This is a genomic window from Anaerolinea thermolimosa (assembly GCF_001050195.2).
In the GTDB taxonomy this organism is placed as follows: Bacteria; Chloroflexota; Anaerolineae; order Anaerolineales; family Anaerolineaceae; genus Anaerolinea; species Anaerolinea thermolimosa.
On sequence record NZ_DF967965.1, the window covers coordinates 577,561 to 590,452 of the forward strand.

12 protein-coding genes are annotated in these 12,892 nt (G+C 55.6%); 4 read left to right on the forward strand and 8 right to left on the reverse strand.

Going from position 1 to position 12,892, the window contains the following annotated elements; translation table 11 throughout:
* Nucleotides 1–28 precede the first annotated feature (28 nt).
* Complete coding sequence (gene topA, locus ATHL_RS02720; protein ID WP_084001124.1) at nt 29–2,443, forward strand: type I DNA topoisomerase; 2,415 nt, start codon at nt 29–31, stop codon at nt 2,441–2,443.
* A 137-nt stretch (nt 2,444–2,580) separates the two neighbouring features.
* Nucleotides 2,581–3,633 (forward strand): hypothetical protein, encoded by a 1,053-nt coding sequence (locus ATHL_RS02725; protein ID WP_162787557.1) that lies wholly within the window; start codon nt 2,581–2,583, stop codon nt 3,631–3,633.
* A 66-nt stretch (nt 3,634–3,699) separates the two neighbouring features.
* Here ATHL_RS02725 and greA read toward each other — a convergent pair whose 3' ends face one another.
* From greA to ATHL_RS02765, 8 genes are all read right to left on the reverse strand, one after another.
* Nucleotides 3,700–4,167 carry a transcription elongation factor GreA gene (greA, locus tag ATHL_RS02730; RefSeq protein WP_062189513.1) on the reverse strand — a complete coding sequence of 156 codons (468 nt, stop codon included), beginning with the start codon at nt 4,165–4,167 and terminating at the stop codon, nt 3,700–3,702.
* A 116-nt stretch (nt 4,168–4,283) separates the two neighbouring features.
* Nucleotides 4,284–5,144: an ABC transporter permease gene (locus tag ATHL_RS02735; RefSeq protein ID WP_062189515.1), complete on the reverse strand. Its 861-nt coding sequence runs from the start codon at nt 5,142–5,144 to the stop codon at nt 4,284–4,286.
* A gap of 10 nt (nt 5,145–5,154) precedes the next feature.
* Nucleotides 5,155–6,039, reverse strand: coding sequence for an ABC transporter permease (locus ATHL_RS02740; protein ID WP_062189517.1), 885 nt, complete (start codon nt 6,037–6,039; stop codon nt 5,155–5,157).
* Nucleotides 6,040–6,051: 12 nt separating this feature from the next.
* Nucleotides 6,052–7,089: an ATP-binding cassette domain-containing protein gene (locus tag ATHL_RS02745; protein ID WP_062189519.1), complete on the reverse strand. Its 1,038-nt coding sequence runs from the start codon at nt 7,087–7,089 to the stop codon at nt 6,052–6,054.
* Nucleotides 7,090–7,302: 213 nt separating this feature from the next.
* Complete coding sequence (locus ATHL_RS02750) at nt 7,303–8,454, reverse strand: deoxyguanosinetriphosphate triphosphohydrolase (protein ID WP_062189521.1); 1,152 nt, start codon at nt 8,452–8,454, stop codon at nt 7,303–7,305.
* Nucleotides 8,455–8,473: 19 nt separating this feature from the next.
* On the reverse strand, nt 8,474–9,301 hold the full coding sequence (locus tag ATHL_RS02755) for an isopentenyl phosphate kinase (protein ID WP_062189524.1): 828 nt from the start codon (nt 9,299–9,301) through the stop codon (nt 8,474–8,476).
* Nucleotides 9,302–9,333: 32 nt separating this feature from the next.
* Nucleotides 9,334–10,275 carry a mevalonate kinase gene (gene mvk, locus ATHL_RS02760; RefSeq protein ID WP_062189527.1) on the reverse strand — a complete coding sequence of 314 codons (942 nt, stop codon included), beginning with the start codon at nt 10,273–10,275 and terminating at the stop codon, nt 9,334–9,336.
* A gap of 4 nt (nt 10,276–10,279) precedes the next feature.
* On the reverse strand, nt 10,280–11,155 hold the full coding sequence (locus tag ATHL_RS02765; protein ID WP_062189529.1) for a decaprenyl-phosphate phosphoribosyltransferase: 876 nt from the start codon (nt 11,153–11,155) through the stop codon (nt 10,280–10,282).
* A 41-nt stretch (nt 11,156–11,196) separates the two neighbouring features.
* Here ATHL_RS02765 and ATHL_RS02770 point away from each other — a divergent pair, with 41 nt between their 5' ends.
* Nucleotides 11,197–12,051, forward strand: a complete 855-nt coding sequence (locus tag ATHL_RS02770; protein ID WP_062189531.1) for an AAA family ATPase — start codon at nt 11,197–11,199, stop codon at nt 12,049–12,051.
* Nucleotides 12,044–12,862: a TlyA family RNA methyltransferase gene (locus tag ATHL_RS02775; RefSeq protein WP_062189533.1), complete on the forward strand. Its 819-nt coding sequence runs from the start codon at nt 12,044–12,046 to the stop codon at nt 12,860–12,862. Before ATHL_RS02770 ends, ATHL_RS02775 begins: the two co-directional genes overlap by 8 nt.
* Nucleotides 12,863–12,892: the final 30 nt, after the last annotated feature.

Below are 12,892 nucleotides of genomic sequence, written 5' to 3' on the forward strand. Positions count from 1 at the left end.
TAGGGAGATTGCCCTGTGAATCCAATGGATGACAAGGAGTTTAACCGTGTTGGAAGCCTATTGTTTAAAGTGTAAAACCAAACGGGAAATTCAGGATGCAGTGGCGGATTTTAACGCGGCAGGTGCTCCCATTACTCGGGGAGTTTGCTCCGTGTGTGGAACCCGGCTTTCTCGCCCGGGGAGGACGCCCGCTCACGATGGAATGACCCCACCCCGGGTGGAAAAGGAAGTGCGAGAAGTCTCCACGAACCAAAAGGAGCCCCGCAAGGGTGCCCGCAGCCAGGGGAACGGGCGAAACGGAGAGCCGAAAGAGCGCAAGGGGAAGCTGGTGATTGTAGAATCTCCGGCAAAGGCAAAAACGGTCGGGCAGTTTCTGGGAAAAGGGTATACCGTGCGTGCTTCGGTGGGGCATGTACGTGACCTGTTGCGCTCGCAGCTTTCGGTCGATGTGGAAAATAACTTCACCCCGAAATATCGGGTGCCGAATGAAAAACTCAAGGTGGTGAAGGAATTGAAAGCACTGGCCAGCCAGGCGGAGGAAATTTATCTGGCAACGGATCCTGACCGCGAAGGTGAAGCCATTGCCTGGCACCTGATGGAGGCCGCCGACATTGATGCCGACCGTTCCAGGCGGGTGGTTTTTCACGAGATCACCAAACCGGCGATTGATGATGCGTTCTCGCATCCGCGAAAGATTGATATGCGCCTGGTCGACGCTCAACAAACCCGCCGGATACTGGACCGGCTGGTTGGGTACAGTATCAGTCCGTTACTGTGGGAAAAGGTCCGCAGTCGCCTTTCGGCAGGGCGGGTACAATCGGTCGCTCTTCGGCTGATTGTGGAGCGTGAGCGTGAGATTGAGGCGTTTATCCCTAAAGAGTATTGGAGCATTGAGGCGGAACTGCGCCCGCAGGGAAGTCGGCAAACCTTCCGCGCGAAACTGGTGCGGGTGGATGATGAAGAGCCTGATCTGCCTGATGAAGCGGTCGTTCGTTCTCTGGTGGAAGACCTGGAACCCGCGGTTTATACCGTCACCCGGATTCGCCGGAGTGAACGGAAACGGAGGCCCTCAGCACCGTTCATTACCAGCACCCTTCAACAGGAGGCATCTCGACGGCTGGGTTTCACCGCACGGCGCACGATGGCGCTGGCCCAACAATTGTATGAGGGATTGGATGTTGGGGAAGGAGGCACTACCGGCCTGATCACGTATATGCGTACCGATTCAACCAACATCTCAGATCTGGCGATGGAAGAGGTACGGGGGTTCATCGGGAAGACGTATGGCAAAGATTTTCTGCCCGAAGCACCGGTGGTTTATCGCACGCGTGCCGTTTCAGCGCAGGAAGCGCATGAAGCCATCCGTCCAACCTCGGTTCTTCGCCTGCCAGAAAAGGTGAAGCCCTATTTAACCTCAGACCAGTTCCGGTTGTATCAGTTGATCTGGCAGCGGTTCGTAGCCTGCCAGATGGAATCAGCGGTTTACGATACACTTTCGGTAGAAGTAGAAGCACGCGGCCAGAGGCATCTCTATCTTTTCCGCGCCAGCGGCTCGACCCTCAAGTTCCCTGGTTTTCTGGTGGTGTATGAGGAAGCCAGGGATGAAGATCTGGCGCCAGAAGAAGAGACTTCTAACATGCGCATCCCGGCTCAGGTTGCAGAAGGGCAACAGCAGGAGCTGGTGCGGTTGATCCCCGAACAGCACTTTACTCAACCTCCGCCGCGTTATACTGAAGCCTCGCTTGTGCAGACGCTGGAAGAAAATGGAATCGGGCGCCCTTCGACGTATGCTCCCATTCTATCGACCATTCAGGAACGCGGATATGTGGTGCGAGAGTCCAAACGTCTGTCCCCGACCGAAACAGGCATTCTGGTTAATGATCTGGTTGTGGAGCATTTTCCGGAGATTGTTGACCTGGGGTTCACGGCGCGCATGGAAAACGACCTGGATCTCATTGCCTCAGGTCACGAAGACTGGGTGGGGGTTTTGAGACGGTTTTATGACACCTTCTCACCCCAGGTAGAGAAAGCGCGCGCTGAAATGCCCGAACGCAAGGCTGACCTGGAGAAAGTGGGGCGTACCTGCCCCGAATGCGGACATGAGCTGGTCGTTCGCTGGGGGCGGTTTGGAAAATTCATCTCTTGCAGTAACTTTCCTGCGTGTAAGTACACAGAACCCTGGCTGGAAAAAATAGGGGTGGCCTGCCCGAAGTGCCATGGCGACCTTGTGGAGCGAAAAACCCGTAAAGGGCGAGTATTTTATGGGTGTGTGAATTACCCCCAGTGTGATTTCACGTCGTGGAAAAAGCCCCTCGCTACCCCCTGTCCGAGTTGCGGAGGGTTGCTGGTGCTGGCCAACAAACGAGAAGTGCAGTGCATCCAATGCCAGGAGACTTTTCTGCTGGAGCAGGTGGCTGAGACCGTGACTTCCGAACCGTCTTGATGGCACTATCCTTGCAACTGCACCCGTTAATGTAATTGTTCGGGTTGCCGGAGTTGCATGAATCGAATGCCTGATCTACAATAAACACAAGATTAAAACTTCCGGTAACCAGCGATCCTACGCATGACAGGAGCGGAATGATGAATAACTGGCGTGAACTTATCAAACGGCCGCAAGTCCTTGCTGGAATAGCTTTTCTGGCGGGGGCGATTTTTGGTCTGGTCATCCTGGGCTGGTGGCTCTGGCCGGTTCAATGGACCGACGCTTCGGCGCGTGAACTGCGGGCTGATCTGCGGGAAGATTACCTCCGCATGGCGATCGATTCCTACTCCAAGAATCCCGACGCGGCACTGGCGAAAGCCCGCCTGGATGAACTGGGAGACAAGGCCAAAGAGGCGTTGGATGCAGTGAAGAAGAACAATGGTACACAAGATCCAGCCGTCATTGCTGAATTTGAGAAACTTTTATATGGTCAGGTAAGCGCTCCCGAAGGTCCCGCCGCTACTCAGACGCTGGCGGAGGGAGGTGTGGTGGCTACAAAAGAGCCTGCCGCCACCCCTGCTCCAGCGGGGCGCACCAGCCTGACCACCATCCTGGTCCTGTTATGCGTGCTGACCCTGGTGATTGCCGGGGTGCTGGTGTACCTGTTTGTGATCCGTAATCGGCAGGGGCAGGGTGCGGTCACCGCGGGGGCAACCATTCCCCGGAGTATGCGTTCAGCGCAGACTCAGGAATACTCCGAAGGAGGGGCTGAAGCCCCGGTGGTGCAGTATCTTTCCACCTACACGCTCGGAAATGATTTGTTTGACGACTCTTTCAGCATCGACTCGCCGACGGGCGAATTTCTGGGTGAGTGTGGTGTGGGTATTTCAGAAACCATTGGTGTGGGAGATCCCAAAAAGGTGACCGCTTTTGAAGTCTGGTTGTTTGATAAAAACGACATCCAGACTGTGACCAAGGTGCTGATGAGCGCTCATGCCTTCAACGACCCGGTTATTTCACAGCGGTTGGCTTCCAAGGGTGAACCGGTTCTGGCTGAACCCGGCAAGCGGATAACCCTCGAAACGGCCACACTTCAACTGGAGGCGCGCGTGGTTTCCATGAGTTATGGGCAGGGAGCGTTGCCAGCGGGGAGTTTCTTCGAACAGCTCACCCTGGAACTGGCTGTCTGGCCCAAACAGGCGATGTAGACTCTACCGGAATTACAGGATAAAAAAACCGCCCTCGCGAGGGCGGTTTTTGGGTTTTGGAAAGCCTCATTCTATTTTTAAGATGGTAAAAACGAACCTGCCATTGGGGGTCTCGGCTTCAAAGGTATCTCCTACACGTTTTCCAAGCATGGCTTTCCCGATGGGCGATTCGTGGGAGATGCGGTTCTCCAGCGGGTTGGCTTCGCGAGGCCCGACCAGGTAAAACGTTTCGGGGGGAAATCCCTCTTCTTGAATGGTGACGGTGGAGCCAATGTTGACCACACCGTCTTTGCGGTCGATCTCATCGATCAGGGCGTAGTTGCTGAGAATCCGGGTCAGTTCTTGAATGCGACCCTCCAGAAAACCCTGTTCTTCTTTGGCGGCGATGTAATCGGCGTTTTCAGAGAGGTCTCCCTGTTGAATGGCGAAGCGAAGGCGTTTGGCCAGTTCTTCGCGCGCTGGCCCCTGGAGATATTCCAGCTCAGCCTTGAGTTTTGCAAGTCCTTCTGAAGTTAAATAATGTACATCAGACATACCGGTTAACCCTTCCATTGGTCATTCATAGGCATTGATTTTACCCCATAAATGAAATTCAGGGATGCGCTGGAAAGGAACGCACCCCTGATTCTACAAAAGCTTCTGGATGAAGGTCAATACTGCCCGACGGTGCCTTTCTGCCTGACGCGCCTTTCGAGGGCATAGAAGGCCCTCAACCCGATGAAGATCATCAGGAACATGGATACCACCAGAATGATGATTTCAACGTTGAGGGGCAGCAGGGTACGCGTCTTCAGCAGCCATCCCCGAACTGCATCGAAGCCATAGGTTAAGGGGAGAATGAGCGAGACAGGCAGCAGCCATTTGGGTAATACGTTAACCGGAAAATTAGCGCCGGAGAGGATCTGTACGAGGAAGCTTCCCGAATCGACCAGAGTATTGGCTTCGCGCAAAATCATCACCAGCGCGGCAAAGGCGAAGCCAAAGCCGTAAAGGCCGATCAACAGGGGGATCACGGTGAGCACAGCGGCCAGCGCGTTGCCTGTGGGGTGAAAGCCCCAGATCAGAGAAGCCACCAGGATCATCCCCAGAGAAGTGAGGGTGGTGGTGGCCAGGTTGCTAAAGGTACGGCCGACCAGCATCAGAGGGCGCGGAAGAGGGGTCATCCAGTTGGCTTCGAGGACCCCGCCATCCATGTCCCACTTCAGAGAGTAGCCCATGCCCCAGAAGACTGCCATGATGAAGTTGGCCAGGGCAGTACCGAGAATGATATAGGACATGTAATCATCGGTACCGGCATAACCGGCAAATCCTTCAGCCTTTCCGTTAACACTGAAGGCCTGTCCCATAAAGTAAACCGGAGCCAGCCAGACGAGGGGTTGCAACAAGTCTGAGATGGCATTCAAGGGATAACGCCAGTGGTGTTTCCAGTTATTCAGGGTGATCATCCACAAAGCGCGAAGGTGAGATCCAAACGTAGGCCGGGAGAGCCCGAAAACGGGAGTGGTTTGCATGGATGACCTCCTAGTATTGACCGAGTGCGCCTTTGAGCCGCGCACGACGTTCTATTTGAGAGAAAGTGAGGTAGCCAATCGTCAGCCAGAACGCACCATGAGCCAGCAGGAGCAGAACATCGGGGGCAACGACGGAAAGAGGAGCACGGTTAAGGGCAGCTGCCCGTGCCGCACGGATGATGAGTGTGGGAGGAAGCCACTGTGCCACAGTTTGCATCCAGGCGGGCATGACCGAGATTGGATACGTGATGCCGCAAAAGATCATCACTATTCCGCGCACCAGAAAAACAAAGGTATTGGCTTCGCGGGCGGTGATGACCAGGCTGGCAAAGGTGAAACCCAGGCCATAGAGGGCGGGTATGGCTGCCAGGAAGACAATCAGCAGGCTGAGCAGGTTAGCCTCAAAGGTGAGATTGAAGAAAATCCTAAATTCGATCACGGTAAAGATAAAGAACATGAGCATGGTGGCGGCGTGTACGGGGCCGGTTCCCACCAGGAAGAGAAAACGCGAAGTGGGGGTCATCCAGTTCGATTCGAGCGTCCCGCGCATTTGTTCTCCGCGCAGGGCAAAGCCCACGTTCCAGAGGAGGGTATTGGCCCACATCCAAACTGTGGTACCGACCACAATATAGCCCAGAAAATTTTCTGTACCGGCCACCTGTAAGAAGCGAGGAATGCCAGCTCCGCCCGGCCCGGCCAGGGCAAAAGAGCTGAAAATGTAAACGGCCGGAAAGAGAATTGGCCAGATGATGAACGCGATGACCCAGGTGGGATAGCGGACAAAATGCAGCCATTCCCGCCAGATAATGGTATAAAAAGCCCGGATTTCGGCAATAAGGCTGGTGCGGCTGAGGGAAGCCTTCACCAGGCTGGGTTGGGAAGTGGCGATCTCCATGCGGTGCTCCTTTCAATCTCGCAGGGCTTTACCGGTCAGTTGAATGAATACGTCTTCCAGAGAAGGGGAGACGATGTTCATATTGACCAGATGGGTGCCATTGTAATTGACCTGTTCGATGAGCCGGGGCAGAATGGCCCGGCTGTTTTCGGTGTGCAGGTGAAGCTCCCAGACGGAATCGCTATCCAGAGAGCGAGTGATCAGCTGGTTGACCCCTTCCATGGCCTGGATCTTCGCGGCCATTTCGGGTTTCCAACCGGCGACTTCCAGTCTGACCACATCTTGCTGGTGAATGCGGCGTTTCAATGCGGCGGGAGTATCGAGTGCGATGATTTTTCCCTGATCGATGATGCCAATGCGGTCAGAAAGCTGATCTGCCTCTTCCATGTAGTGGGTGGTCAATAAAATGGTATGCCCCTGATTTTTTAGGTCGAGGATCATCTCGCGAATGCGGCGGGCTGCCTGGGGGTCCAGGCCCAGAGTAGGCTCATCAAGCAGGATGATGGGCGGGCGGGCCAGCAGAGCACGACTGAGCACAATGCGTTGACGCATTCCGGTGGAGTATTTTTCAACCAGTTCATTGGCGCGGTTGGTCAATTCCATGTACTCGAGCAGCTCATTCACCCTTTGGCGGGCGATCTCAGGGGGGATGTGATAGAGGGCGGCAAAGTATTCCAGGTTTTCACGCCCGGTGAGCTTCCAGTAAATGCTGCGCTCGCCGGCCAGAACGATCCCCAGGCTCTGCCGCACCAGGTTGGCCTCTTTGACAACGTCGTACCCATTGACGCGTGCAAAACCACTGGTGGGTTCGAGAAGGGTGCACAGCATCCGAATGGTGGTGGACTTCCCCGCGCCATTGGGGCCTAACAGACCGAAAATTTCGCCACGTTGAATCTGAAAGCTGACGTGGTCTACAGCGGTAAATTCGGTGAGTGGGGGGTGCTTGAAAAGGCGGGTGAAGGGGTTTTTCGATGAGGGCTGGTTTTCTGGCGGAACCCGCCTGGGGAATTTCTTGACCAGGTCTTCGGCTTCGATGGCATAAGCGGACATGAGCTACTCCTTCAAAACTTGATGGGCATTAAAAATTTACTTCGATCTTTTATATTTCAAAGTATATTATAGGATAATGTTTAATTTTGTCAAGGAATAATGCAATTTTATTTATTCTATGCTTAAATAATTTGATTGGGCGAGAGAAAAATAAAAAAGGCCGCCTCACGCTCTTTTTGAGGCAGCCCCGGGTATTTCACGAACATGCTAAGGTTATGGGAGGCGCATGGGGTCGAAGATTTTCTGGTGCTCTTCGGTGGCGAATCGATCGGTCATTCCGGCAATGTAATCGCAGATGGTGCGTTCGAGGCCGCGCTTCTGCGTCAGATCGAGGACATGGCGGGGAAGGATGGACGGAGTGGTGCGATAGGCTTCGAATAGATCGCGGATGATCCGTTCGGCTTTAACCGACATGCGCATGACCCTCCAGTGACGGTAGAGATTGTTGTAAAGAAAATCTTTCAGTTCGCGGTTTCGCCGGCGCATCTCGTCGCTGAAGGTGACCACATTGTAGGGAAGGCGCTGAAGTTCTTCTACCGAACGCACCATGCTCTCGCGCAGACGCAGGTCGGTGTTCTGTACAATATCGGTGACTTCCATACCGATGAGGCGGCGAATGATCTGATGGCGGCTTTTTTCTTCCAGAATGTTCCCCTGCCAGCCTACCGATTCGGTGATAATTTCCCAGAGGGCAATTCCGGAGAGCATTTCCGGTGTGATCATCCCCGAGCGCAGGCCATCGTCGAGGTCGTGGGCGGTGTAGGTTAGTTCGTCAGCGACGTTGGCAATTTGTGCTTCGAGGTGGCCGCGCAATTCGGGGTTGAAGTTGCTGGCGTCGGCGATGTCGTATTCGGTTTCGTGCTTGACGATGCCCTCGAGCAATTCCCACGAAAGGTTGAGCCCCGGGAATTCGGGGTAGCGGTTTTCCAGTTCGGTGACAATGCGCAGCGACTGTTTGTTATGGTCGAAACCGCCATGGTCTTTCATCAGGCTGGCGAGAGTCACTTCGCCGGAATGCCCGAAGGGTGGGTGCCCCAGATCATGTGCCAGGCAAATGGCCTCCGTCAGCACTTCATTGGCGCCCAGGGCTACAGCGATGGAGCGGCCGATTTGAGCTACCTCGAGAGTGTGGGTGAGACGGGTGCGGTAGTAATCGCCTTCATAGTTGATAAAGACCTGGGTTTTGTATTCCAGCCTGCGGAAGGCAGTGGTGTGAAGGATGCGGTCGCGGTCACGCTGGAAGCGGGTGCGATAGGGGGCCTCATCTTCAGGATAAAGTCTCCCTCTGGAGTTTTTACTGCGCAGGGCATAGGGGGCCAGGTTTTTATCTTCTATTTCTTCCAGTTTTTCACGGGTAAAGAGCATGTCTGTTCTCCTGAGGGGGTTACCGGGTGTGGGATGATGGCAAAGGATCGGCCTGCAGGGTGGTGCCGGGAGACTGCCCCAGAAGCGCCGCCTGAAGCACACCGGGTTGAACGGCTGAAAAGATGGATACCGTGAGTGCGGGGTAAGTGCTCACCAGCTCCAGCATGGAAAGTACCTTATCCCGCATTCCCCCGGTGACATCAATGCCCCGGGAGCCAGAAAGGAAGGGGGCCTCGCGGGGAAGCGAGGAGGGAGTGAGATTTTTAATCAGCCGGGTGCACTGAGGAAAATCAGCCCACACGCCCTCTTCGATGCCCGCCAGAAGGATCCTCCCCGGCCCCAGGCGAGGGGCGAGAGCGATGAATACATCTTCTGTGGAAAGGATTGTCCCTCCACGCCGGGTGTCAAAGGCCACGTCTCCCTGCACTACCGGCACAAGCCCGTGCATGAGGGCGGCAATCAGGGGACGAACTTCAACCCACATGGCTTTTCCGTCGCGCGCAAGCATGGTGGCCGATGGCGGAAAGGCGATGGCAGGTACCCCGGCTTCGGCCAGGGCTTCCAGAACGATCTGGTTCAGCGCACGAGCTTCACGCCATACGGCGGCGAATCCCTGCCATCCCTCGGCGCCCTGCACGCCAGAGCGAGTTTGGTATTGACGGGCGGGGGTGTGCCCAAAAGAACCAGAACCATGACCGAGAAGGATATGCAGCCGGGGTGCGGCCTTCAGAGCCGCGGCGATCTCTTGAGCCAGCCGGAGGATGACATCCGGACGTGGTGTGCGCGGAGAGTCTTTCTCGGTAATCAGCGATCCCCCCAGCTTGAGGAAAACAAGCGGTTCATCCATAATTTGATTATAACAATGAAGGGGAGAAATGGTCAGCCGACCCGTGTGATCAGCGTGGAGACTGCTCCAGCCCGACGCAGAGCATCGGCTACCCGGGCGGCCTGTCCTTCTTCGACGAGGGCTATCATGTTTCCGCCACGTCCGCCGCCGCTTAATTTGGCTCCCAGGGCGCCGTTTTGAAGCGCGGCATTCACCAGATGATCAAGCTCCGGGCAGGAAACCCCAAGTTCCTGAAGCCTTTGATGGTTTTCGGTCAGAAGGGCGCCCAATGGCTCCAGGCTATCCGATGCGAGGATGGCGCGGGCCTGCCTGACGATTTCACCAATGGCAAGGAGAATGGGTTCTATGCTGGAAGGGGAGGACTGATAGCGCTGGCGCACCTCTTCCACCACGGTGAGTGTTGGGCTGGCGATTCCACTGTTCCCGATGACCATCCAGAATGGGTGGTGTAGAGTCAACCGCTCGAAAGGCTCGCCCCGCACAAAATAGATGGGCTGATTATAGGTAATGACGGTGTTATCAATGCCAGAGGGTGTGCCGTGGTGGGTCTGATCTACCCGGAAAGCAATGCCGCTGACCTGCTCATCGCTGAGGGGATGCCCTAGGAAAGCCGAGACCGCCCGCGCCACGGCTACCGATACCGCTGCCCCTGAACCAAGGCCCGAAGCGATCGGAATCGTGGAGGTGATCCGCAGCCGGCAGGCGGGAAAGGCCGGGATGCCCAGTTGTTCACGCACCAGATGGAGGGGTAAGGCCAGAGGATGAGCGGGGGAGAGTTCTTCGAGGGTAGATTTCAACCCGATGTCGGGGGCGTCAATTTCCACTCGACCGGCTGGGGCCGTGGGGATGGCCACAACCGTACAGCGCGCCTGAACCTGAGTGACGGGAACGGCAATGGCGGGCTGTCCGTAAACGACGGCGTGTTCTCCAAAGAGGATGATCTTTCCGGGGGCACTGGCAGTAACCGCAGGCATACGTTTACTGGAAATAGAAGAGGGCGAGAATCGTCAGCCCCCACAGAGCAATATCGATTTGAAGTGGCCGGTCGGTGAGGAGCATTTCTTCGGGGGCACCGCCTTCCTGCTTGACCTGCACCAGGTAGAGGTAGCGGAAGATGCCATAAATGACGAAGGGGATGGTCAACATCATGGTATGGTTATCCGGGAGGTTGACCGCCGAGAAGGTATACAGGCTATAGGCGAGAATGGTGGTGCTGGAGACAATGGTGATGAGCTGATCGAGGAAAGGCAGGTTATAACCTTCCAGCACCCGCCGGTGAGAATTGGCATTCTCATTCAGCAGGGTGAGTTCGGCACGGCGTTTTCCAAACCCAATGTATAAAGCGAGCAGAGTGGTGCAGACATACAACCAGGGTGAGAAACGCTGTACCGAGATGACCACCACGCCGCCGCCCACACGTAAGACAAAGCCCGCGGCAATCACCAGCACATCGATAAGGGGGATGTGTTTCAGCCAGTTTGAGTAGGCCAGATTGAGCAGGAAGTATCCAAGCAGGATGAGGCCGAGTGCGGGCGAGAGAAAGTAAGCCAGAGGAATGGATAGGACTACCATTAGAGCTGCAGCCACAACAGCAGCCGGGATGGGCAGCCTTCCGGAAGCAATGGGGCGGTTCTTTTTGACGGGGTGGTTGCGGTCAGCCTGGACATCCAGAATGTCATTGATCAGATAGACACTGCTGGAAACCAGACAGAAAAGAAACATAGCGGCCAACGAACGGGCGAGCGGGGTAAGATGGCTCAGACTCAATTGCCGGTCGAAAACCAGTGCGGCCAGAACAAATGCGTTTTTTGGCCATTGACGCAGGCGCATGGATTGGATCAGTGCCTTCAACATGCGATTATGATAGCATAAAATGTTAGAATAACCCGGTGACGATGGTTCTTTCTTCTCTTCATCTCCGCGCGGTTGAATGCCGACCCTGGCCAGAACGGCTGGCAGGGGAGTTTCCTTTTTGTGTGCCCGTGGTACGCAGTTTAGAACACCTGGAATTTTCTTCACCGGTGACTTTCTTCATCGGCGAAAACGGCACAGGAAAGTCAACCCTGCTGGAGGCCATGGCTGTAGTCGCTGATCTGCCAGTGGTCGGCTCAGAAGCGGTGCATACGGACCCTCATCTTAGCAGGGTGCGTGAATTTGCCCATTATCTCAAGCTGATCTGGAATCGGCGCGTTCGGCGTGGTTTTTTCCTTCGGGCTGAAGATTTCTTCGGTTATGCGCGAAAGATGGCCCATATCCGAGAAGAATTACGACGTGATCTGGAAGCGGTGGATCGAGAATACACGGGGCGTTCGGAAATGGCAAGAGACCTTGCGCGTATGCCCTATCTGGGAGAAATTCACGCCATCGATCAGCGTTATGGAGAGGGTCTGGATGCGCTTTCTCATGGGGAGAGTTTCCTGCGGTTGTTCCGGGAGCGTTTTGTGCCGGGCGGGCTGTACCTTCTCGATGAACCTGAAGCCCCCCTGTCACCGGTCAGGCAGATGGCCCTGCTGGCGATGATTCATCAAATGGTAAAAGAGAATGGGCAGTTCATCATTGCCACCCATGCCCCTATTTTAATGTCCTACCCTGGTGCCACCCTGCTGGTACTGGAAGGGGGCGAAATTCATCCGGTAGCCTACACAGACCTGGAACATGTGCAACTGACGCGAGATTTCCTTACCCGGCCGGAGGTTTACCTGCGCAGGCTGGGGATTGAAGATGAAGATGGTGGAGGGGGGCATGGCTGAAAGTGCGGAACGGATTCGTCTCGATGTGCTGGTGGTGGAGCGCGGACTTGCCGAGAGCCGGAGCCAGGCGCAGAAGCTCATTCTTGCCGGAAATGTGCGAGTCGATCACGAAGTCATTACCCAGCCATCACGGAAGGTCTCGGCAGGGGCTGTGTTGAGCCTGGACGAAGGGCCGCGGTTCGTTTCTCGCGGAGGAGAAAAGCTGGAGCCTGCACTGCTGGCCTTTGGATTGGGTTCGCTGGAAGGACGAGTCTGTGCTGATGTGGGGGCTTCGACCGGAGGTTTTACCGACTGTCTGCTGCAGCATGGCGCGATCCGGGTGTACGCCATCGATGTGGGGTATGGTATTCTTCACTGGAAGCTGCGTGGTGACCCACGGGTGGTGGTGATGGAGCGCACCAATGCGCGTTATCTGACTTCGCTGCCTGAGCCGGTTTCTCTGGTGACGATTGACGCTTCGTTTATCTCTCTAAAGTTGCTTCTGCCGGTGGTGAAAGGCTGGCTGGGGGCGGATGGGGGAGAGGTGGTGGCTTTAATCAAACCGCAATTTGAAGCCGGGCGTGAGGAAGCTTCCCGCGGAGAGGGAGTAATCCGTAACCCTGAGGTGCATCGTCGGGTACTTGGAGAAATGTTGACCTTTGCCCGACAGACAGGTTTTGGTGTACAAAACCTGGTGCGCTCGGCGATCACCGGGCCGAAGGGGAACGTCGAGTTCCTGGTTCATCTGGTCTGGCCAGCGAGAAGTGAGGCTGTCCTCGAGGGATTAATTTCGCGGGTTCTGCAAAGTTCTTCTCTACCGCACCGCCAGTAAAACTGTCAGGCCGCGGGGTGCGATTCGCGG

Bases quoted from the DNA above. Each gene is read 5' to 3' on its own strand.
- ATHL_RS02750 (WP_062189521.1), bottom strand. From the start codon at position 8,454: ATGCTCTTTACCCGTGAAAAACTGGAAGAAATAGAAGATAAAAACCTG.
- ATHL_RS02735 (WP_062189515.1), bottom strand. From the start codon at position 5,144: ATGCAAACCACTCCCGTTTTCGGGCTCTCCCGGCCTACGTTTGGATCT.
- mvk (WP_062189527.1), bottom strand. From the start codon at position 10,275: ATGCCTGCGGTTACTGCCAGTGCCCCCGGAAAGATCATCCTCTTTGGA.
- ATHL_RS02775 (WP_062189533.1), top strand. From the start codon at position 12,044: ATGGCTGAAAGTGCGGAACGGATTCGTCTCGATGTGCTGGTGGTGGAG.
- ATHL_RS02755 (WP_062189524.1), bottom strand. From the start codon at position 9,301: ATGGATGAACCGCTTGTTTTCCTCAAGCTGGGGGGATCGCTGATTACC.
- ATHL_RS02765 (WP_062189529.1), bottom strand. From the start codon at position 11,155: ATGTTGAAGGCACTGATCCAATCCATGCGCCTGCGTCAATGGCCAAAA.
- topA (WP_084001124.1), top strand. From the start codon at position 29: ATGACAAGGAGTTTAACCGTGTTGGAAGCCTATTGTTTAAAGTGTAAA.
- greA (WP_062189513.1), bottom strand. From the start codon at position 4,167: ATGTCTGATGTACATTATTTAACTTCAGAAGGACTTGCAAAACTCAAG.
- ATHL_RS02740 (WP_062189517.1), bottom strand. From the start codon at position 6,039: ATGGAGATCGCCACTTCCCAACCCAGCCTGGTGAAGGCTTCCCTCAGC.
- ATHL_RS02745 (WP_062189519.1), bottom strand. From the start codon at position 7,089: ATGTCCGCTTATGCCATCGAAGCCGAAGACCTGGTCAAGAAATTCCCC.
- ATHL_RS02725 (WP_162787557.1), top strand. From the start codon at position 2,581: ATGATGAATAACTGGCGTGAACTTATCAAACGGCCGCAAGTCCTTGCT.
- ATHL_RS02770 (WP_062189531.1), top strand. From the start codon at position 11,197: ATGGTTCTTTCTTCTCTTCATCTCCGCGCGGTTGAATGCCGACCCTGG.